15 protein-coding genes are annotated in these 22304 nt (G+C 45.8%); 7 read left to right on the top strand and 8 right to left on the bottom strand.

The features are described from left to right. A complete protein-coding gene (locus DWX62_RS07440; protein ID WP_172679934.1) occupies positions 1-309 on the top strand; it encodes a HigA family addiction module antitoxin in 309 nt (102 codons plus the stop codon). 123 nt (positions 310-432) lie between these two features. Here DWX62_RS07440 and DWX62_RS07435 read toward each other — a convergent pair whose 3' ends face one another. The 3 genes from DWX62_RS07435 to DWX62_RS07425 are packed head-to-tail and all read right to left on the bottom strand — an operon-like array spanning position 433 to position 2598. Next, a complete protein-coding gene (locus DWX62_RS07435) occupies positions 433-921 on the bottom strand; it encodes an outer membrane beta-barrel protein (protein ID WP_005826298.1) in 489 nt (162 codons plus the stop codon). A gap of 25 nt (positions 922-946) precedes the next feature. Continuing rightward, entirely contained in the window at positions 947-1168 is a 222-nt protein-coding gene (locus DWX62_RS07430; protein WP_005826297.1) for a hypothetical protein, read from the bottom strand. After that, a complete protein-coding gene (locus DWX62_RS07425; RefSeq protein ID WP_008663941.1) occupies positions 1168-2598 on the bottom strand; it encodes a carbon starvation protein A in 1431 nt (476 codons plus the stop codon). The genes DWX62_RS07430 and DWX62_RS07425 overlap by 1 nt, the downstream gene beginning before the upstream one ends. Positions 2599-2720: 122 nt before the next feature. Here DWX62_RS07425 and DWX62_RS07420 point away from each other — a divergent pair, with 122 nt between their 5' ends. Then, positions 2721-4178 (top strand): family 10 glycosylhydrolase, encoded by a 1458-nt coding sequence (locus DWX62_RS07420; RefSeq protein ID WP_243636250.1) that lies wholly within the window; start codon positions 2721-2723, stop codon positions 4176-4178. Here the strand turns inward: DWX62_RS07420 and DWX62_RS07415 are convergent. After that, the gene (locus tag DWX62_RS07415; RefSeq protein WP_005826294.1) at positions 4162-5370 is read right to left on the bottom strand and encodes a hypothetical protein; all 1209 of its coding nucleotides are present in this window, start codon (positions 5368-5370) and stop codon (positions 4162-4164) included. The two genes, DWX62_RS07420 and DWX62_RS07415, sit on opposite strands and share 17 nt — an antisense overlap. 128 nt (positions 5371-5498) lie before the next feature. Here DWX62_RS07415 and DWX62_RS07410 point away from each other — a divergent pair, with 128 nt between their 5' ends. From DWX62_RS07410 to DWX62_RS07400, 3 genes are all read left to right on the top strand, one after another. After that, positions 5499-6677: an AAA family ATPase gene (locus tag DWX62_RS07410; RefSeq protein ID WP_005826292.1), complete on the top strand. Its 1179-nt coding sequence runs from the start codon at positions 5499-5501 to the stop codon at positions 6675-6677. A 41-nt stretch (positions 6678-6718) separates the two neighbouring features. Next, on the top strand, positions 6719-10276 hold the full coding sequence (gene nifJ / locus DWX62_RS07405) for a pyruvate:ferredoxin (flavodoxin) oxidoreductase (RefSeq protein WP_120172664.1): 3558 nt from the start codon (positions 6719-6721) through the stop codon (positions 10274-10276). Positions 10277-10366: 90 nt separating this feature from the next. Beyond that, complete coding sequence (locus tag DWX62_RS07400; RefSeq protein WP_005826290.1) at positions 10367-10555, top strand: hypothetical protein; 189 nt, start codon at positions 10367-10369, stop codon at positions 10553-10555. Between the two features lie 62 nt (positions 10556-10617). On the opposite strand, the gene DWX62_RS07395 is transcribed toward DWX62_RS07400, so the two are convergent. The 4 genes from DWX62_RS07395 to DWX62_RS07375 all read right to left on the bottom strand — a co-directional run bounded on the left by DWX62_RS07395 (position 10618) and on the right by DWX62_RS07375 (position 17661). After that, positions 10618-13377 (bottom strand): substrate-binding domain-containing protein, encoded by a 2760-nt coding sequence (locus DWX62_RS07395; protein ID WP_005835619.1) that lies wholly within the window; start codon positions 13375-13377, stop codon positions 10618-10620. A gap of 71 nt (positions 13378-13448) precedes the next feature. Continuing rightward, positions 13449-14336, bottom strand: a complete 888-nt coding sequence (locus DWX62_RS07390) for a carbohydrate kinase (protein ID WP_005835617.1) — start codon at positions 14334-14336, stop codon at positions 13449-13451. A 234-nt stretch (positions 14337-14570) separates the two neighbouring features. Further along, a complete protein-coding gene (locus DWX62_RS07380) occupies positions 14571-15731 on the bottom strand; it encodes an MFS transporter (protein ID WP_022401570.1) in 1161 nt (386 codons plus the stop codon). Between the two features lie 16 nt (positions 15732-15747). Continuing rightward, positions 15748-17661, bottom strand: coding sequence for a GH32 C-terminal domain-containing protein (locus DWX62_RS07375; protein ID WP_229075267.1), 1914 nt, complete (start codon positions 17659-17661; stop codon positions 15748-15750). Between the two features lie 237 nt (positions 17662-17898). Here DWX62_RS07375 and DWX62_RS07370 point away from each other — a divergent pair, with 237 nt between their 5' ends. Together DWX62_RS07370 and DWX62_RS07365 are read left to right on the top strand one after the other, a co-directional pair. Then, a complete protein-coding gene (locus tag DWX62_RS07370) occupies positions 17899-19266 on the top strand; it encodes a neutral/alkaline non-lysosomal ceramidase N-terminal domain-containing protein (RefSeq protein ID WP_022401572.1) in 1368 nt (455 codons plus the stop codon). Between the two features lie 71 nt (positions 19267-19337). Then, positions 19338-22298 (top strand): TonB-dependent receptor, encoded by a 2961-nt coding sequence (locus tag DWX62_RS07365; RefSeq protein WP_009036545.1) that lies wholly within the window; start codon positions 19338-19340, stop codon positions 22296-22298. The last annotated feature ends 6 nt before the right edge of the window (positions 22299-22304 follow it).

Raw genomic sequence — 22304 nt, 5'->3', positions numbered from 1 at the left:
ATGGGAAATTATAAATGCCAACGCCCTATACATCCGGGTGAATTACTCAAAGAAGAGGTGGAAAATAGAAAATTACCCCAAACTAAGCTTGCTGCACAAACCGGCATCTCATATAAGGTACTAAACGACATCTTGAACTGTCGACGTCCCCTCACAACATCTACAGCATTGCTCTTTGAAGCAGCCTTGGGAATCAGTGCCAGCTTGCTGATGCGAATGCAGCTAGACTATAACATGCAATTGGCTGAAAGTGACCAAACACTCATGGAGCGCTTGAAACAAGTTAGAAAATATGCAGCATTGCTCTAAGCAAAACGTTACTGCAAAACCACTGCATATCTTTTGCAGTACTGCTGCAAACATTTATGCAGTGCCACTGCAACACATTTACAGCGGCACTGCAAAAAAACTTGCAGTAGCAGGAAAATAAGATTAGAAATAGAATCCGAAACCTACCTTCAGACCGAATTTAGAACGGTCGCTATTGACGTTCCAGTAAGCTGCAGGTTCGATGGTCACCGTGCGGGTCAGGAAGAACGCATAACCGGCTTCCAGACCGAAAGAGAACTTGGTATCATCCAAATCATGTCCCCAATCCCAACGGTCCACATTGACATCGGCACCCAGATACACGCCAATCTTGTCGAAATAATAACGTCCACCTACACCCAGCGTATAGACATCGAGGTCAGACCCTCCGGTATTCCAAGCAGCCCCGGCATGCACCAGCAAGGCGATGTTGTCGAGCAGGAAAGCACCTCCCTTGGCTTCAAGGCCAAAACTTGTCTTGTCGGTTCCCGTGTCATGAGAAAATTCCAAACCGGTGATGGACGGGTTCAAAATCCACTTACCTTTTTCAAACTGTGCCTGAGCTGCCACTGTGACAACAAGCAAGCAAACGAATAATGCCAGTTTTTTCATCTTGTTCTGTTTTTTGAGTAAATAATCAATGTTGTTTATTGTCTTCTTCGAATCGCTTGCGTTGCAGCGCCTCCTTCTTGCGAAGCACCAGCCACAGCACAAATACAATGAGGTACGAAGCAGCTACGGTGACATACTTCTCAGTATCGCTGATTTCCGTATTGCGGGGAAGGAAATAAGCGGCAGTAGCAGAAACGTAAATAAGCAGGGCCAACGTGAGCCCGGTAGATTTCTTGATTTTCTTCATTACCAAAGTTTTTTAGTCGTCTTAAAATACCAAATATTAAACCAAATAGCAGCCAGCACAACAGCTATCAAGGCTATGCCCAGCGCATAATTCGGACCGAGCCCGAAACCTTCGGGAGCAATGCAGATGTAAGTGGTACACACAGCCGTCATGAATAATGCCGGGAAATAGGTGACGTAATAATAACGTCCTTTCTTCTCGCGTACCAGATAGACCGTAATGGCCCACAACGTAAAGACGGACAGAGTCTGATTGGCCCAGGCAAAATAACGCCAAATCATATCAAATCCATCCTTGTCCCGCAGGCTGTAAAGCAACAAGCTAATGGCTACCAGGAACATCGGGATGCATATATATAAACGGCGACGCATGGATTTTTGTTCCATTCCCAAGAAATCCGCCACAATGAGGCGCGCTGAACGGAAAGCCGTGTCGCCACTGGTAATAGGCGCGGCAATAACACCCAGAATGGCCAGTACACCACCTACGGCACCCAGCCAGTCTTTTGTAATGGCGTCTACAATGATAGAGGCATTCGTCTCCCCCATCCCGTTCTCGTGGAAGAAATAAGTGGCGGCGGCAGCCCATATCAGAGCTACAATGCCTTCGGTTATCATTGCCCCATAGAAAACGGGGCGTCCGTGGCGCTCGCTTGTCATGCAACGTGCCATCAGCGGACTCTGCGTGGCATGGAAGCCACTGATGGCACCGCAGGCAATGCTGACGAACATGATGGGGAAGATGGGCAATGCAACCGCATCGGGATGCGTGTTCTGCAATCCGTCCCATATCTCCGGCAATGCAGGATGGTTGACGTAAAGCATTACCAGAATACCGACCGCCATGAACAGCAGGGCAACGGCGAACAGCGGGTATATCTTACCGATAATCTTATCTACCGGCAGCAAAGTGGCAAAGATATAATAAGCGAAAACAACAATAATCCAGAAGGTGGTATCCAAGCTGTCGGGGGTCAACTTGGCAAGCAGTCCGGCCGGCCCTGCCACAAAGACAGCTCCCACCAATATCATCAGGATGACGGTAAAGCCGCGCATCACCTGCTTGGTGGTCAGCCCCAGATAGCGTCCGATGATTTCCGGCAGGCTTTCCCCGTCATGCCGCAAGGAGAGCATACCGGCAAGATAGTCGTGCACTGCACCGGCAAAGATACTGCCAAGTACAATCCACAGATAGGATGCCGTACCGAACTTGGCTCCCATGATGGCACCGAAGATAGGTCCCAACCCGGCAATATTGAGAAACTGTATCATAAAGATTTTCCAAGTAGGCAGTGGAATGTAATCCACACCATCGGCTTTGGTAAGGGCGGGTGTTTTGCGGTCATCGGGACCAAAGACGCGTTCTATGAAGCGTCCGTAGATAAAATAGCCGGCTATCAACGCCAGCAGGCAAAGCGTAAATGTAATCATGGCGTGTTAATATCTTTAATGTATGCAAATGTAACAGTTTCCAAGTAAACAGCACAAAATAATCGGGTGTTTTGCTTATCTTCGCCGAGAAATATGACAGAAATAAAGAAGAAAAGAGAAAAATGAAACGAATTATTTCCATTTTACTATATATGGCCATCTTGCTGCCACTGGCTGCGCAACCGCCCAAGCATGAAGTGCGTGCCGCCTGGATAACCGCCGTCTATGGCCTGGACTGGCCGCAGACACGCGCCACTTCGCCCGAAGGCATCCGCAAGCAACAGGCCGAACTGATTGAAATATTGGACAGACTGAAAGCCGCCAATTTCAACACAGTACTGTTCCAGACCCGTACACGGGGAGATGTCCTCTACAAATCAGCCATCGAGCCCTACAACTCCATACTGACCGGAAAGGTGGGCGGCGACCCCGGCTACGATCCGCTGGCTTTTGCCATAGCCGAATGCCACAAGCGCGGTATGGAGTGCCATGCCTGGATGGTGACCATCCCTCTGGGCAACCGCAAGCATGTAGCCGCCCTCGGTAAAGAGTCCGTCACCAAAAAGAAACGCGCCATCTGCGTACCCTACAAACGCGAATACTTCCTGAATCCCGGACATCCGCAAACCAAAGAGTACCTGATGAGCCTTGTCCGCGAAGTGGTGGAACGCTACGATGTAGACGGGATACACTTCGACTACCTGCGCTATCCGGAAAACGCCCCCCGTTTTCCCGACAGCTACGACTACCGCAAATACAGCAAAGGACGCAGCCTTGCCCAATGGCGCAGAGACAACCTGACGGAAATAGTACGCTATATATATAAAGGTGTAAAAGCCATGAAACCCTGGGTAAAGGTCAGCACCTGCCCGGTAGGAAAATACAAAGACACTTCCCGCTACCCCTCCCGTGGCTGGAATGCCTTCCACACCGTCTATCAAGACGTGCAGGGTTGGCTGGGCGAGGGCATCCAGGACCAGATTTATCCGATGCTCTATTTCCGTGGCAATCATTTCTATCCCTTTGCCCTCGACTGGCAGGAACAAAGTAACGGACGCCAAATCATTCCCGGTCTGGGCATCTACTTCCTCGACCCCAGCGAAGGGAACTGGACGCTGGACGAGATTGAACGGCAGATGCACTTTATCCGCGCCCACGGTCTGGCGGGCGAGGCACACTACCGCGTGAAGTATCTGATGGACAATACGCAAGGGCTTTATGAGGCGCTGGAAGAAGACTTCTATACCGCCCCGGCCCTGCAACCCGCCATGCCGTGGATAGACAATGTAGCTCCTACACCTCCCTCCGGACTCACGGTGGAAACACCGGAAAACGGCTATTGGAAACTAAGCTGGCAACCCGCCACGGACAATGACAAGCGGAATGCTCCGATGTATGTAATCTACGGTTCGGACACCTATCCCGTAGATACCTCCAATCCGGAGAATATCCTGGCACAACGAGTACAAGGTACGGAATATACCTATGCCCCCATCCGCCCGTGGACTGCCCGAAAATATTTTGCCGTGACAGCCATAGACCGTTGCGGAAACGAAAGCGAAGCTATTCAGCAGCAGTGACACAGACAAAAGCCCGGTAACGGCTCTTCGGAGTGACCGGTACCAGAGGCAGATAGCCGGAAACAACCCTGCCGTCCTTCACCACCAGCGGATAGCTTTGCATATCCTGCTCATGCCGCTCCATCAAAGCTTCATGGGTCGGAAAACAATCAATGGAGAAACGTCCCTCCCCACCGGGGACAATGAAATGATCACTAAGCACATGGGAAACGATTCCCATATTCATCCGTAGATTTATTTCGACATGGGGGTTGATGGCATACGGATGCCCTTCCTTCTGACGGCAGACCATCATGTCCACACCCAAGAAACCCATATAAGATGTAGCATAACTCGTTTCCAATGCTTTCTGCATCATATTGCGTATGCGTACAAATGCTTCAAAGGGTACATATTGCTGAATCCATTCCTCCACTTGCTCATCCGAAGTAAGGATATTACCACGATATGCCCCTTTGTCATCCGTAACAAAACGGGAATAGCCGACAAAAAGAAGCTTTCCCCGACCATCCGAATAAAATTCCATGGCAAAGTCTTCCACCTTATCAAATATAGGCTCCATCACAAAACCTCTATTTTCTTTCAGCGCCCTACTACACCAATCGGAAACATTTTTCGTAAAGCCATGACGGCACCAACACAATCCCTTTCCACTTCCCGACCAAAGTGATTTGAACACACATCCCTCCTTGTAACGATCAACAATATCCGGAGAGATATCCGTCATTCTACCATCAGCCTCCACCAAGCAACAACCGTCACCACAAGTATAATCTATTTTATTGAAATAGAAAAGTGCGCGAAAAGCCAAAGCGTTACTACGGACAGCCTTCATACGATATTTATCCAAAGCATCCGGCGTAGGAAGATTTTTTTCCAGAACACCGCCTTTCAACATCCGTTTACGGATAGCGGGGTTCCATCCCCAAGGCATTACCCGCACATCAGCATAATCGGGCAGCTCCGGCTCTGTCACCAAATGCACATCCAGCCGGAACAACTGTTGCATCTGTTTCAGATAATCTGCATTATAGGCGGAAGAGGCCAGTACCCCACTACCCGGCTGGGCATACCAAATCGGCAACAAAGCCAAGTCTTCAGCCATACGGCGGATGGTAGCGGGCGCCATATAATTTTCTTCATTATTTCCCAATGCCATATCTGCATCAGGATTGAACACATAAAGTTTCATCTTTCAAATGTTAACCAATTACTCACGTTTTGTATGAGAGTGCAAAGTTATATAATATTTTGCCATCTCTACTTTGCAAATCTATAAAAAAGCCGTATATTTGTCGCCCGATAAACCGAATTTAAAGCATGGAAGCATTTTACCGTACACACGCTTATCTCGTAGAGCATACCAATGCCCCCGTACGCCGCGACCTAATGGACGAAATAGACTGGAATGACCGTCTTATCGGTATCAAAGGCACAAGAGGCGTAGGTAAGACTACTTTCTTGCTGCAATATGCCAAAGAGAAATTCGGCACAGACCGCTCCTGCCTCTTCATCAACATGAACAACTTTTACTTCTCCGGACATGGCATCGTGGAGTTCGCCGCCGAATTCCAGCGCCGCGGAGGAAAAGTGCTGTTGATAGACCAAGTATTCAAGTACCCGGAATGGAGCAAGGAACTGCGTATGTGCTACGACCGCTTCCCCAACCTGAAAATCGTGTTCACCGGCTCGTCCGTGATGCGTCTGAAAGAGGAGAATATGGAGTTGCGCGACATCGTGAAGAGCTACAACCTGCGCGGCTTCTCCTTCCGCGAATACCTGAACCTGCAGACGGGCATGAAGTTCCATGCCTATCCGTTGGAAGAAATCCTGAGCAACCACGAACAGATAGCCAAAGGCATCCTCTCCAAAGTACGTCCATTGGACTACATGCAAGACTATATGCACCACGGCTTCTACCCTTTCTTCCTTGAAAAGCGTAACTTTTCGGAGAATCTGCTCAAGACGATGAACATGATGGTGGAAGTGGATATCCTGCTCATCAAACAAATTGAGCTGAAATACCTTTCGAAGATAAAGAAATTACTATATTTGTTGGCCGTGGACGGACCGAAAGCGCCGAATGTCAGCCAACTGGCAAACGACATACAGACCTCCCGCGCCACAGTAATGAATTACATCAAGTATCTGGCAGACGCACGACTCATCAATATGGTCTATCCGAAAGGAGAAGAATTCCCCAAGAAGCCGTCGAAGATAATGATGCATAATTCAAATCTGATGTATTCCATCTATCCCGTCAAGGTGGAAGAACAAGACGTACTGGACACTTTCTTTGCCAACACAATGTGGAAGGACCACAAAGTGAACAAGGGTGACAAGAACATCTCCTTCATGGTAGATGAGGTGATGCCTTTCAAGATTTGTCCGGAAGGAACAAAGATAAAGAATAATCCGGGAGTTACTTATGTACTGCATAAGGCGGAAATAGGCCGAGGCAACCAAATACCTCTCTGGTTATTCGGTTTCTTGTATTAAGAGAGAGATTTTTTTACTTAAATAAATAATTCAATTTAGTTATGACTAAACAGAAGAAATTCATTACTTGTGATGGTAACCAGGCTGCTGCACATATCTCGTATATGTTCTCCGAAGTAGCTGCCATCTACCCCATCACCCCCTCTTCTACGATGGCTGAATACGTAGACGAATGGGCTGCCGCAGGTCGCAAGAACATCTTCGGCGAAACAGTATTGGTACAGGAAATGCAGTCAGAAGGCGGTGCTGCAGGTGCCGTTCACGGCTCTCTGCAAGCCGGTGCGCTGACTACTACTTACACAGCTTCACAAGGTCTGTTGCTGATGATCCCGAACATGTACAAGATTGCCGGTGAATTCCTGCCTTGTGTATTCCACGTATCAGCACGTACATTGGCAAGCCATGCACTGTGTATCTTCGGTGACCACCAGGACGTTATGTCTGCACGCCAGACTGGTTTCGCCATGTTGGCCGAAGGTTCTGTACAAGAAGTTATGGACTTGGCAGGTGTTGCCCACCTGGCCACCATCAAGGCCCGTGTTCCGTTTATGAACTTCTTTGACGGCTTCCGTACTTCTCACGAAATCCAGAAGATTGAAATGTTGGAGAACGAAGACCTCGCTCCGCTTATCGACCAGGAAGCTTTGGCTGAATTCCGCGCACGTGCATTGAACCCGATGAACCCGGTGGCACGTGGTATGGCAGAAAATCCCGACCACTTCTTCCAACACCGTGAATCTTGCAACAACTACTATGAAGCAGTTCCAGCTATCGTTGAGGAATACATGAACGAGATTTCCAAAATCACAGGCCGCAAGTACGGTTTGTTCGATTACTACGGTGCAGAAGATGCAGAACGCGTTATCATCGCCATGGGTTCTGTAACGGAAGCTGCCCGCGAAGCTATCGACCATCTCGTTGCCAATGGCGAAAAGGTAGGTTTGGTTGCCGTTCACTTGTATCGTCCGTTCTCTGCCAAGCACTTCCTTGCCGCCGTTCCCAAGACTGCCAAGAAGATTGCCGTACTGGACCGTACGAAAGAACCGGGTGCTAACGGCGAACCGTTGTACCTCGACGTAAAAGACTGCTTCTACGGTGCAGAGAATGCTCCGGTTATCGTAGGCGGCCGCTATGGTTTGGGTTCCAAGGATACTACTCCTGCTCAAATCCTCGCCGTTTACAAGAATCTGGCTATGCCGATGCCGAAGAACCACTTCACTATCGGTATCGTGGACGACGTTACCTTCACTTCTCTGCCCCAGGAAGAAGAAATCGCATTGGGCGGCGAAGGTATGTTCGAAGCCAAATTTTACGGTTTGGGCGCTGACGGTACAGTAGGTGCCAACAAGAACTCCGTAAAGATTATCGGTGACAACACCGACAAGCACTGCCAGGCCTATTTCTCTTACGACTCCAAGAAATCAGGCGGTTTCACTTGCTCGCACCTGCGTTTCGGCGACACTCCTATCCGCTCTACATACCTGGTAAATACGCCTAACTTCGTGGCTTGCCACGTTCAGGCTTACCTGCACATGTACGACGTAACCCGCGGCTTGCGTAAGAACGGCTCTTTCTTGCTGAACACCATCTGGGAAGGCGAAGAGCTTGCCAAGAACCTGCCTAACAAGGTGAAGAAGTACTTTGCACAGAACAATATCACTGTTTACTATATCAATGCAACCCAGATTGCACAAGAAATCGGTTTGGGCAACCGTACCAACACCATCCTGCAATCCGCATTCTTCCGTATCACCGGCGTTATTCCGGTTGACCTGGCTGTAGAACAGATGAAGAAATTCATCGTTAAGTCTTACGGCAAGAAGGGTGAAGACGTTGTCAACAAGAACTACGCAGCAGTTGACCGTGGCGGCGAATACAAGCAACTGACCGTTGACCCGGCTTGGGCCAATCTGGCAGACGACGCCAAGGCTGAAAACAACGATCCTGCATTCATCAACGAAGTGGTTCGTCCTATCAACGCACAAGACGGTGACTTATTGCCGGTATCTGCATTCAAGGGTATTGAAGACGGTACTTGGGAACAAGGCACTGCCAAATATGAGAAACGTGGTGTAGCCGCATTCGTTCCCGAATGGAACGCTGAGAACTGTATCCAGTGTAACAAGTGTGCTTACGTTTGTCCTCACGCTTCCATCCGTCCGTTCGTACTCGATGCTGAAGAGCAGAAGGGTGCCAACTTCACTCAACTGAAGGCTGTAGGTAAAGCATTCGACGGTATGACATTCCGTATTCAGGTAGACGTTCTCGACTGTCTGGGTTGTGGCAACTGTGCCGATGTCTGTCCGGGCAACCCGAAGAAGGGTGGCAAGGCTCTGACTATGAAGCACCTCGAAAGTCAATTGCCGGAAGCTGCCAACTGGACTTACTGTGCTGAAAACGTGAAGAGCAAACAACACTTGGTTGACATCAAGGCCAACGTAAAGAACTCTCAGTTCGCCACTCCGTTGTTCGAGTTCTCAGGTGCTTGCTCCGGTTGTGGTGAAACTCCGTATGTGAAGCTGATTTCCCAGTTGTTCGGTGACCGCGAAATGGTAGCCAACGCAACAGGATGTTCTTCCATCTACTCCGGTTCAGTACCTTCTACTCCTTATACCAAGAACGAAAAGGGTCACGGTCCTGCTTGGGCTAACTCATTGTTCGAGGACTTCTGCGAATTCGGTCTGGGTATGGAGCTTGCCAACGAAAAGATGCGCGCACGTATCGTGAAGGCTATGGAAGATGCCATCGCAGCAGAAGGAACTCCGGCTGAATACAAAGAAGTATTCCAGGCTTGGATTGAAAACATGTACGATGCAGACAAGAGCAAGGAACTGGCTGAAAAGATTATTCCGATGGTAGAAGCTGCCAAAGACAAGTGCGACAGCTGCAAGACTATCGCCAGTCTGTCTCAATACCTGGTAAAACGCAGCCAGTGGATTATCGGTGGCGACGGTGCCTCTTACGACATCGGTTACGGTGGTCTCGACCATGTAATCGCAAGCGGTAAGGATGTCAACATCCTCGTACTGGATACTGAGGTTTACTCCAACACAGGCGGTCAGTCTTCCAAGGCTACCCCGGTAGGCGCTATCGCCAAGTTTGCCGCTGCCGGTAAGCGTGTACGCAAGAAAGACCTCGGTCTGATGGCTACTACTTACGGTTACGTATACGTTGCCCAAATCGCTATGGGTGCCGACCAGGCTCAGACTTTAAAGGCTATCCGTGAAGCAGAAGCATATCCCGGTCCGTCACTCATCATCGCTTACGCTCCGTGTATCAACCACGGTCTGAAGGCAGGTATGGGCAAGAGCCAGGCAGAGGAAGAAAAGGCCGTTAAGTGCGGTTACTGGCACTTGTGGCGTTACAACCCGGCTCTGGAGGCTGAAGACAAGAATCCGTTCACGCTGGATAGCAAGGAACCGGATTGGAGCGGATTCCAAGACTTCCTGAAGGGTGAAGTTCGTTACGCATCCGTAATGAAGCAATATCCGCAGGAGGCCGACGAGCTGTTCAAGGCTGCTGAAGAAAACGCTAAATGGCGTTACAACAGCTACAAGCGTCTTTCCAAAGAAAATTGGGGCGCTGAAGTTACAGAGTAATTCCGATTACTAAATAAAGAATAGAGGCTGCTCCTGAATAAGGCGTAGTCTCTATTTGTTTTTAATTAACAATACTAAATATCACAGGTTATGATTGGATTTATCATTTGGATTATCGGTGTGGTTCTGTGTGTCAAAGCCGTACTTGAAATCATGAAGTGGCCGGTAGACGGCGTGAAGAAACTATTAGTTGCAATTATCATCCTGCTCACAAGCTGGATTGGAATCTGTGTTTACTACTTCTGGGGAAGGGAAAACCTGCCTCAAATACTGAAATAAGTTCCAGTATCATTTACAGAAGTAAACAGACGTGTATTAAGAACAAGGGGGATAGACAACAGCTATCCCCTTCTTTTCAGAAACTCGGTAGGACTCTCCCCAAACTGTTCCTTATAGCATTTCGTGAAATAGGAAGGTGACGAAAAGCCCACTTCATAGGCAATCTCCGCTACCGTCATGTCAGAGGAGGCAAGCAGTGAGGCAGCCTTTTTCAACCTCATCTGGCGCAGCAGCTCATTCGGCGAATAGTTGGTCAGCGATTTCAGCTTACGGTAAAGCTGCACACGGCTCATACCCATATTCCGTCCCAAATCCTCCACATTGAGTTCCGCATCTTTCATCCTCTCCTCGACAAGCGATTTGAAGCGGGAGACGAAACCCTTATCCAAATCACTGATGGCTTCCTTCTCGATAGTCTGGTTATCTCCGAAGAACTGCCTCAACTGACGGCGGTTTGCAATAAGATTACGGACACGAGACAAGAGCAACTGCGAATTGAATGGTTTGGAAATATAAGAATCGGCACCGCCATCATAGCCCTGGATACGCTGTTCGTCCAGCGAGCAGGCCGTCAGCAGAATCACCGGGATATGGCATGTCTGTAACTCCCCCTTCAAGCGGCGGCAACATTCCACACCATCCATACCGGGCATCATTACATCCGAAATAACCACATCCGGCACATACTTCATGGCCAGCCGGATACCCTCTGTCCCGTCTGCAGCATCCAGCACGCGAAATTCTTGCGTCAACAGTGACTTCACATAGTTGCGAATATCCGCATTATCGTCAATTACCAGCACAGTAGGACAATCAGCCTCAACCACCTCTTCGCATGCCTTCACTTCCGTATCTATCAGGGTGGACGACACGTCCTTCTCTTCGGCAGGCAACGTCACTATGGTGGGATGGTACTGCGAAACATCCTGCTTTGGGAAAGTGACGGTGAAGGTAGTACCCTTATCATCACTGTGTGCCGCAATGTTGCCACCATGCATCTCTACAAAAGCACGTACCAGCGCAAGGCCGATACCGGTACCTGCCTGATGTCCGTCCACTTGATAAAAACGCTCGAAGATAGCTTCCACATCGGTCGAAGAAATGTAACTGCCGGAATTGAAAACAGACAAGCTATAGTTCTGCTCTGTCATTGACAAGCGTATAGCTATCTTCCCATTCTCCGGCGTATACTTCACGGCATTGGAGAAGAGATTGAAGTAAATGCGCTCCATCTTCTCCGCATCCGCCATCATCCGGAAGTCCGTATCGGGAGATGCCTCAAAGCTGAAAGCAATATGTTTCTTCAGCAACGCCATGCGGAAAGAGTCGTTCCAGCCCCGGAAGCTGTCGAGCAAATCAAAAGGTTCGAGATGGAGCTCCATGCGCCCGTTCTCCACCTTCCGGAAATCAAGTATCTGGTTGACCAGGCGAAGCAGGATATGCACATTCTTTTTCATCAGCTCGAGGAGCTGGCGCGGCTGTCCGTCAAGGGTGCGGTTGGCAAGAAGCTGCTCTATGGGATCGGCTATCAGCGTCAGCGGAGTACGGAAATCGTGCGAAATATTCGTGAAGAACACCAGCTTGGCATGCGTAGCCTCCTCCAGTTCATGGGAAAGCTGTTCTAACTGCGACTTCTGCACTTCCAACAGTTCCTTCTGCTGTATCAACTGGGTTTTCTGTTCCTCCAGTTTCTTTTTCTGCATGGACAGCTCACGGTTCAACCGGTTCTTGGCACGCAAGGAGAGGTAGACAGCCACCAACAAGCCGACCAGCAACAATAGGGCGGACAGACTGCCGTACAAGACAACCTGCTGCGTGGCATAACTGGCCAAATACTGGTTTATCTTTCCGTTCAGGGTTTCTATCTTTCCATCCAGGGTGCCGATGTGGGCGGTCTGCATCTTCATGATGAGAGCATTGTCGCGGTCGACGACGGAAGTGCCCAGGATAGTTTCACGGGGGAAATCACGCTTGTTCAGAATATCCATGGCAATCTGCATCACGCGGTCGCCACCGGTAGGATATATAAACGTGGCATCCAGTTCGCCGGCAAGCACTTTCTCCACTCCATAGTCTTTGCCGGACAGGGCGTCTATGCCGATGAACCGCATATCCTTTTCCCGCCCCTCTCGGGCAGCGGCAGCATAGGCTCCGGCCGCCATACGGTCATTCTGCGCATACACCAGGTCGATATGCGGAAAGCGGCTCAGCAGAGTATCCATTTTCTCTCCGGCCTTGAGTTGCAACCAGGCACCGTCTTCAACGGCCAGCAACCGGATACCGGGATAAGCGGATATAGCCTTCACAAATCCTTGATGACGGTCTACGGCAGGTGTGGAGCCCACCAAACCTGAGATTTCCACCACATCTCCCTGCCCGTGCAGCACATTGGCCACATACTCTCCCACAGCTTTCCCTATCTCGTAGTTGTCTGCACCAACGTAGGCCGTGTATTTGTCCGAAAGGATTTTACGGTCCACTACAATCACCGGAATGCCCCGGTTGTATGCCTCCTCCACAACCGGAGTTATCGGAGTGGCTTCATTAGGGGCCACAATCAGCAGGTCCACCCCTTCGGCTATCAGTTCACGAATGTCTTTTGCCTGACGGTCATTATCGTCGACGGCAGTACGGATGTCCACCTCCACATCTTCGTAGAAATGGGCTTCACGGAGTATCTCACTGTTCATCTGGCGCCGCCATTCATCCTCGCTACATTGGGAAACGCCGATACGGAAACGTGCCTCGCGCCGGGAGCAGGCAACCGCCACTCCCCAAAGCACGAGCAGAAAGAATAAAATCCGAAGGTTATGCTGTCTCATCTTCACTTTCCTCTGATTTAAGATTGCAGATGAGCAAAGATAACGAAAAATGTGAAAAGAATAAGAAAAATCTATGCCAGCCTTTCTTTCAAGGCGTCCGGCAATTCCGGCATGGCACCGCTCTGGGTACATACATAGGCAGAGACTTCCACCGCCAGTTTATGGGCATCGGGCACCTGCTTCCCGCTGAGAATGGCAGCGGTGAAGGCTGCCGTGAACGAGTCACCGGCTCCAACGGTGTCCGCCACCGGTACCTTGGGCGTCTCCTGGAAGGAAACCACTCCCGGAGTGAACACATAGCTGCCGTTCGTTCCACAAGTCAAGATAAGCATCTTCAGGTTATACTTGGCCAGCAGAATCCAGCATTTGTCCTGCAAGTCGATGCCCGGGTAGCCGAAAATACGGCTGATGGTCACCAGCTCCTCATCGTTTATCTTGAGGATGTTGCAGCGGCGCATGGATTCGCAGAGTATCTCTTTGGTATAGAACCCTTGGCGGAGATTGATGTCGAATATCTTCAGTTGCCCCTCCGCATCGGGCATCGTGTCGAGAAAACGGTTGATGGTGATGCGGCTTGTTTCACTGCGTTGCGCCAAAGAGCCGAAACATACGGCACGCGTGTTCAGTGCCAGACGCTTCAGTTCGTCGGTAAAGGGGATGTTGTCCCAGGCCACGCCTTCCTTTATCTCATAGCACGGCACGCCCACGGCATCGAGCGTCACCTGCACCGTTCCCGTGGGGTAAGGCACGCGCTCAATCTGCGTGCGCAGCCCCTTCCGGGCGAACACATCCAGAATCTCGTCCCCATCCGCATCGGCACCTACGGCACTGACCACACGGCTGTCGAAACCAAACTGCGATGCATGGTAAGCAAAGTTTGCCGGAGCACCGCCTATCTTCTTTCCTTCGGGGAGGCAGTCCCACAGAGCCTCGCCCATACCTACTATTATCTTATTCATAATATTATATTGTTTAATGAATGATATATTTTATTCACGGCAAACTCAATGTCCTACCCGCTGCAAACCTAATAAAAAAGTTCCTAACTATAGAATGAAAAGTTGCCAATTATCTATTAAAAAGTCTCTAAGAACTAAGGATTATCTCTATCCCAAGGCTTGGGATAGACATCCGCAACCTTGGGACAGATATCCGCAGCCTTGGGATATGTGTCCGCAGCCTGCGAACAAAGATTACCGCTTCATACGCAGCATATAGAAGAACAAGTACACTACCCCTACCGTCATCACAGCCACGGCACCGCTTTGTCCTACAGCATCACTTGCCAAGCCCATTGCTATCGGAAACACCGTACCGCCGAAGAGCCCCATAATCATCAAGCCGGAAACCTCGTTCTTCTTTTGTGGCATAGCAAGCAACGCTTGGGAGAAGATAACCGGAAAGATGTTCGAATTGCCGAAACCGATAAGGGCAATGCAAATGTATATCATTGTCTTTTCATGGAAAACGAACAACCCTACCATCGCAGCCAACATACATAACACGCTGATGCCGAAGAAGGTTCGGGGAGCCATCTTCTGAAGAATGAAGGCTCCGAGAAAGCAACCCGCCGTGCGGAAGATGAAGTAAAGGCTGGTGGCAAAGCCGGCATCGGCCAGCGTCATGCCCAGACGCTCCATCAGGATTTTGGGCGCTGTGGTATTCGTACCTACATCAATGCCCACATGGCACATGATGCCCAGGAAGCAGAGAAAGATAAACGGCTTGCCCAGCAGGGCGAGGCACTCCCCGAAGGTGGAAGGGCGTCCCTCTTCCTTTTCCTCGCGGATGGAAGTACCGCTCAGCCAAAGAATGGCAATCACCGCAATGACCATATAGACCGGGAACAGTACCCTCCAGCCCATGCCCAGAGACGGAATGGCCTGCGTAGCTCCCCACATGGCGATGTATGGAGCCAGAAACGAAGCAATGGCTTTTACAAACTGTCCGAAGGTGAGCGAACTTGCCAACCGCTCGCCGCTTACGATGTTGGAAAGCAACGGGTTGAGCGACGTTTGCATCAGCGCATTGCCGATGCCCAGCAATGAGAACGAGAGCAGCATCAGCACGTAGCCGTCTCCGAAAACCGGGAGAAGCAAAGAGGCAAACGTGATGACAAGGCTGAGAAGCACCGTCTTCTTGCGTCCGATGCGGTTCATCAGCATACCCGTAGGTACGGAGAAGATGAGGAACCAGAAGAACACCAGAGACGGGAATATGTTGGCTTGCGAGTCGGTCAGGTTCAAGTCGGCCTTCACGTAGTTGGAGGCGATGCCCACCAAATCCACAAAGCCCATGGCGAAGAAGCAAAGCATGACCGGAAAGAGCTTTGCCAAAGAATTCGTTTTTTGCATAATTATATCCTATTTTTTAAAATCCTAATCTGTAAATTCTGCAATTATTCACTTTGTAGCTTCCACCTTTTGCATAACAACTCATACGATTATATGGCTCATTAGGGAAAACCAAATTAGTCATAGCTACCTTACCACCATCAAGGAAAATCTCAACAGAACACTTATCAACAAATATATTTAAAGTATGGCTCATTGTTTTTACTATAGGCCCCCAAGTAGCAAGAGCAAAATCATCGATATAATTAATCGAAGTTTTCATACGTTTATCATGGGTTTCAAGTATATGAGATTGACTATTACGACCAAAATCAACAATACCACTCTTCGTGCGATCCATTACTAATCTACTTTCTAATAAATCTAAGTAAATATCAACCTCTTCACCTTTTTCATTAAATAGTTTAACCCCCATTATATTTGCTGTACCATTGACAAACTGCATTTCAATTTCATAGGCCCCACTATTCTCATTCAACAATGTATCCACATGATACTCGGTATCAACCATAAATGTAGATATCTCCCTCACTTCTTTACGTATATCACGTACTTCCTTTACTGGAGTTATTGATACATAAAATTCACCATCTTGTTCATACAACCCTAACTCACGAGGCAAGGCATTAGCACTACGAAACTGTTTTGTAGGAACGATGTTTGCATACTGCCAATTACTCATCCAAGGTATTGCAACAACCCTATCACAAGTATTTGAGAAACAAACTGTTGCATAATGGTCCTTTCCCCAATCCAGCCATTTTACTGTCTCTTTAGGACTATCACAGACAAACTTCGTCCCATCAAAATTGCCTACAAAATATTGCGTAGCACTTCCCCCAAAATAGCAACCAGGATTTACATTGACAATCATAACCCATTTCATATAATCCTTATTACCATTAACTGGTAATTGGACCATGTCTGGGCATTCAAATTGACGAGGTTGCACACCATATCCTTCTCCCCACGCACTAAGATATGTCCAATCCTTTAAATTGTACGAAGCATAAAAGCGCATTTCTTTATCAGCAGAAACAATCATAATCCATTTCTTTTCAGGATTATACCAAAAGACCTTGGGATCACGAAAATCTTTTATCCCATCAAAAGGAGTCAGAATAGGGTTCTTTTCATATTTAGTATAAGTATACCCATTATCTTTACTGTAAGCCATACACTGAATTTGCCCATTTTTTTCACTTGCAGAAGTATAAAAAGCAATAATAGCTCCTGCACCATAACCAGCTGTATTCTCTACATCTACAACAGAACTACCTGAAAATATATGTCCCAGAGAATCACGAGCAATCACCGGTGCTTTATGCTCCCAATGCATCAAATCTTTACTGACTGAGTGTCCCCAATGCATATTCCCCCAAACAGAGCCATAAGGATTATATTGAAAATAAAGATGATATTCTCCATCCTTATAGACCAATCCATTGGCATCATTCATCCAACCATACAAAGGTGTGTGATGGTAAATTGGACGAAAAGTTTCACGGTTAGTAGTATCAAAAGTATCAACCAGCTCTATAGCATCCCACGTAACAGCATTATTATAGAGTCCTTTCATACGAATCATAATAGTCTCTCCACTACCCTGCCGATAATTATCTAAATCAAGAGGAACAAAATAATCTATACTGTCAACTGCCATATGTACGTCTAAAGTCTGCATAATTTTATTCCCGTCCCCACTCTCTATTTGCAAAAGAGATTCATCTGCAGACTCTTGAATTGGAAGAAGCAATATTTTTGCTTGTCCTTCCACATAAATAATACTTTCCAACTCATTCATATGCTCCAATTGCATCTGAAAATGAGTAGCTTGTTTACAACCCCAAAAGAGTAAACAGCACAAACTTGCGAATAATGCTATACTCCATTTTACTGCCATCTGCCACTGTGTTAATAAATGTTTCATGTTTAATGGTATTATATTAATAAGGTTTTGCAAAGAAACAACAAAAAAAGAAGCCTGGACATAATTAATGTTGCAACTACTATAACAAATGTTACCTCAGTATTGTAGAACAATGCTGAGGTAACAAAATTCATAGTTTTTGAAACATATTTGACAAGCATTTCATTTTCTTAGCGCTATATTTGCCATTGTTATAAAATAAATAATATATTAAGTTAAACTCAAATTATTAAGACCATGAAAACATGTAAAGCAAAAAAAATGTATGGATTAGCTATAATGCTTTTTTCCATAATGCTTGTAAGTCCTACTTATGCGCAAAACGGTCCCAAAGGAACATTAAGGGTTGGAGCTGCAAAAGTGGACATTACTCCTAATCAAGATGAATTACCACCGAATTCTTTCGGTATCCTTGACCATATTCATAGCCGAGCTATTGTAATTGATAATAATCATACGAAAGCAGCATTGGTTACAGTAGATATAGGTGGTATCAGTGATGCTCAATGGAAGACTATAACAGAACGGGTTGAGACGGAAATTGGAATACCCCAAAATAATATAATGATTACAGCGTCACATACACATAGTGGAGCACGTTTAAAACCAGAAGTCTTGAATGAAAAAATATTCTCTTCCATTAAAGAAGCCACATCCAAACTACAACCTGCCCAAATAGGATATGGTAGTGGAGTTTCATATATCAATATCAATCGCAATATTTTTGATCAAGAACGTCACGGCTGGTGGGAAGGCCCCAACTATGAAGGGATATCAGATAAAACAGTTGCAGTCATCTGTTTCAAAACAATGGATAACAAACCCATCGCAGTATATTATAATTACGCAATGCATGCTGTTGCAGCAGGGCAGTTGGATATGATTAGTGGAGATGTACCAGGAACAACTTCCAAATACATAGAAGACACTTTTGATAATGAAATAATAGCAGTATGGTCAACCGGAGCCAGTGGTGACCAAAACCCGATTTACTTCAATCAGACGTATGAGTTACGAGATATCCGTATTAAGGAATATGCAAAAAGAGGCGAAGATATCTCAAATGCAATGCCTCCAGGAGGCACAGGGCTTGACCGGAACAACCCTCAAGTAGCAAAACTAATGCAACAACAGAAAGATATCATCATATCTATGGGGCAAATGTTAGGAGAAGAAGTTCAACATGTTATGCGTAATATCAAACGTTATGAAACAGTTATTCCAATTAATACGGGAAGCAAAATTATAACTTGTCCAGGACGTAACCGATTAAATAAAGGAAGAGCTGGCTACGAAGGCAAATATGAAGATGCAGACCCGATTGAGCTCCGTCTCGGTCTAATTATGCTAGACAATATACCTATTACATCTGTTAATGCAGAAATATTTAATTATATAGCAGTCAGATTGAAAAATGAATCTCCATATACACGCACAATGATGGCAACAATAACAAATGGAACAGCACGTTCTGGATATATACCTAATGATGCAGCTTATGGTTTTCAGACATTTGAAGTACTTTCTTCCAGATTAAAACCCGGATATGCAGAAAGCGCCATTGTCAATGGACTACTTGATTTAATCAATGAAGCCACTCATTAAAAAAAGCTGGGCTATCCTTATAAAAAGGACAGCCCACATAACAAACTTTTGATTAACTAGAAAATGTGATTATGAAAACACATATATTTACCCAAAAATTCATATGGATAACATTTTTATTCATACTTTATTCCAATTCCATATTAGCTCAACAAATCAGTGTGACAGGAACTGTTATTGGAACAGATGATGAGCCTATTATAGGTGTTAGCATATTAGTTAAGGGAACCACCCAAGGAGTTATCACCGACCTTAATGGAAATTACACAATCAACACAAACAGTGATGCTACTCTTGTTTTTTCTTACGTAGGTTGCATAACCCAAGAAGTAGCTATCGCTGGTAGAAAAAAAATTAATATAACCCTCGTGGAAGACAGTAAAGCTCTGGATGAAGTAGTAGTTATCGGTTATGCTGTCGGTAATAAACGATCTGTATCAGGAGCAGTAGATCGTGTTACGGCAAAAGATATGAATCTTGGTTATATTGCTACTCCTATTGATGCCATCAGAGGCAAAGTTCCTGGTATGGTTATTTCTCAAGACGGTGGGAATGTTAATGCTGAACCGACTGTCCGCATTCGTGGAACATCTTCTTTATCAGGAGGTAATGATCCATTAGTAATCATAGATGGAGTCTTCGGATCCCTAGAGATGTTAAATACAATTGCAGCCCAAGATATTGAAGAAGTTACAGTTTTAAAAGACGCTTCTGAAACAGCCCAATATGGTTCACGCGGTGCAGCAGGCGTAATTGTTGTAACTACAGCTAAAGGAAAAGAAGGAGTTTCCAATATCACATATAATGGCCAATTCGGTATCAGCCATGCATATAAACAATTACAAATGTTATCACCTGACGAATGGAGGCATGTCAATCAAACTTTATTTTCTGGAGTAGGAAAAGATTTAGGTGCAAGTACCAACTGGATGGATTGGGTACAAAATTCTGTATATACCCAAAATAATCATACAGTCTCTCTTACACAAGCAACAAAAAAAGGAAGCATGCGTGCCACATTTGGTATAAATGACAGAACCGGATCAGTACGTAATACTGGTAATACCACGTATTACGGACGTTTCAACTCAAACTTACATGGTCTAAATAATAAATTGAGTCTTGAATTTAATTTATCTGCTATTTACCGTGAATCCAAGCCAGGTTCCAATGTTTGGTCAAGCGCTGCCGTTTATAATCCAACATATCCATCTGAAAGAAATCCAGAAACTGGTATATGGGACATTGACAACAATGTTTCATCAATGGTTGTACATCCAGGAGAAATAATGGAATACGATTTGAAAAATGAAAGCACACGCATTAATGCCAGTGCAAGAGCAACATATAAGATAATCGATGGATTATCATTAAGCGCTTTTGGCTCATTTATGTATGTAAACGCAAATAATAAAGCATATTACCCCAATGATGTATATGCTTATAGAGGTAATCGTGGACGTGCTCAGGTCAGCAATCGACATGGCAAAGATTGGATGGGTAATATACAAGCAAATTACTCAAAAGAATTTAACAAACATGCAATTAATGCTTTAGCTCTAGTAGAAGGTCAATCCTACTATACATTCAATAGTTCTGTATATACAGAAGGGTTTGATACCAACTACTTTAAATATAATAATCTTGCAGCCGGTGCCCTATTAAGTTATGGAAATGCATCATCAGGGGCTCAAAAGAACACACTTTTATCTTATATGGCACGCCTCAACTACATGTTTGACAATAAATATGTAATAACAGTGAATGCACGTACAGATGGTTCATCTAAACTTGGAGCTAACCATAAATGGGGATTTTTCCCTTCCGCATCTGCCGCATGGATTATCAGTAATGAAGAATTCATGAAAAAGCAAAAAATATTTTCTACACTTAAACTACGTGCCGGTTATGGAGTTACAGGTAATCAAGATGCTATTTCACCACTCAACTCTTTACAAGTCTTATCTCCAAATGGAATTTCATCTTACAACAATCAGTCAGTAGTAACTTATGCTGTAGCTTCCAATGCTAATCCCGATTTAAAATGGGAAACAAAATATACTTTTGATATTGGATTGGACTTTACAATGTTCAATGGTCGTTTACGTGGAACGATGGATTACTTCCATTCAACAACTAAAGATTTACTGTATACATATAATGTATCTGTTCCGCCATTTACATACCCCACCTTACTTGCCAATATGGGAGAAATGGTTAATAAAGGATTTGAATTTTCCATTTCAGGAGAAGTAATCAAAAATAAAAAATGGGGACTCAATTTATCAGGTAATGTATCATTCTTAAAAAATAAATTAATATCACTTTCAGGAGCATATAATGGTGAAGCATTAACTACCACAGACTGGGTAGTAGTATCAAGTGCAGGTGGTTCAGGGCTTACCGCAAACACAGCTGTTACTTATATGGCAGAAGGTTATCCCGTTGGTATTTTCCGTTTACCAGTACACGATGGCTTCAATCAAGCTTCAGATGGAAAGAAAACATATAAATTTAAAGATCTAGACGGTGATGGAACCATTGACCACTCAGATTCTGGAGATAGAGAGATACTTGGTCAAGTTGTACCAAAAGTCAACATGAATCTTAATGCACAGTTACGATATAAGCAATTCGACCTGTCTGTCCAATTCAATGGCGCATTTGGACATAAAATTTATAACGCAACCCATCTTAATTATAATAACTTAAACTTATTTCCTTCATATAATGTACTTAAGACAGCCCCTGACTTAGGTATCTATGATATTGTACATACTTCATATTGGCTTGAAAAAGGAGATTATGTAAACATTGAATATATAACATTGGGATACAACATTCCCACCAAAGTATTCAAAGTCTTTTCCAATGCTCGCATAGCACTTTCATGTAATAATGTAGCTACCATTACTGGTTATTCCGGACTAACTCCAATGATTAACTCAGCAAGTTTTCAAGGTGGAGTTGATTCTCGTAATATCTATCCTATTAATAGAACATATACTATTCAGTTAATTCTTAGTTTCTAAACATAA

The sequence above is a fragment of the Bacteroides sp. AF20-13LB genome, from assembly GCF_003603065.1.
GTDB classification, from domain to species: domain Bacteria; phylum Bacteroidota; class Bacteroidia; order Bacteroidales; family Bacteroidaceae; genus Bacteroides; species Bacteroides uniformis.
The sequence above is the reverse complement of the archived record's forward strand: the minus strand, read 5'-3'. Positions and strand labels throughout refer to the sequence as shown.

Coding starts and splice junctions, on each gene's coding strand:
- DWX62_RS07420 (WP_243636250.1), top strand. CDS start 2,721: ATGAAACGAATTATTTCCATTTTACTATATATGGCCATCTTGCTGCCA.
- DWX62_RS07380 (WP_022401570.1), bottom strand. CDS start 15,731: ATGCAAAAAACGAATTCTTTGGCAAAGCTCTTTCCGGTCATGCTTTGC.
- DWX62_RS07365 (WP_009036545.1), top strand. CDS start 19,338: ATGAAAACACATATATTTACCCAAAAATTCATATGGATAACATTTTTA.
- nifJ (WP_120172664.1), top strand. CDS start 6,719: ATGACTAAACAGAAGAAATTCATTACTTGTGATGGTAACCAGGCTGCT.
- DWX62_RS07390 (WP_005835617.1), bottom strand. CDS start 14,336: ATGAATAAGATAATAGTAGGTATGGGCGAGGCTCTGTGGGACTGCCTC.
- DWX62_RS07395 (WP_005835619.1), bottom strand. CDS start 13,377: ATGAGACAGCATAACCTTCGGATTTTATTCTTTCTGCTCGTGCTTTGG.
- DWX62_RS07430 (WP_005826297.1), bottom strand. CDS start 1,168: ATGAAGAAAATCAAGAAATCTACCGGGCTCACGTTGGCCCTGCTTATT.
- DWX62_RS07370 (WP_022401572.1), top strand. CDS start 17,899: ATGAAAACATGTAAAGCAAAAAAAATGTATGGATTAGCTATAATGCTT.
- DWX62_RS07410 (WP_005826292.1), top strand. CDS start 5,499: ATGGAAGCATTTTACCGTACACACGCTTATCTCGTAGAGCATACCAAT.
- DWX62_RS07425 (WP_008663941.1), bottom strand. CDS start 2,598: ATGATTACATTTACGCTTTGCCTGCTGGCGTTGATAGCCGGCTATTTT.
- DWX62_RS07400 (WP_005826290.1), top strand. CDS start 10,367: ATGATTGGATTTATCATTTGGATTATCGGTGTGGTTCTGTGTGTCAAA.
- DWX62_RS07435 (WP_005826298.1), bottom strand. CDS start 921: ATGAAAAAACTGGCATTATTCGTTTGCTTGCTTGTTGTCACAGTGGCA.
- DWX62_RS07415 (WP_005826294.1), bottom strand. CDS start 5,370: ATGAAACTTTATGTGTTCAATCCTGATGCAGATATGGCATTGGGAAAT.
- DWX62_RS07375 (WP_229075267.1), bottom strand. CDS start 17,661: ATGAAACATTTATTAACACAGTGGCAGATGGCAGTAAAATGGAGTATA.
- DWX62_RS07440 (WP_172679934.1), top strand. CDS start 1: ATGGGAAATTATAAATGCCAACGCCCTATACATCCGGGTGAATTACTC.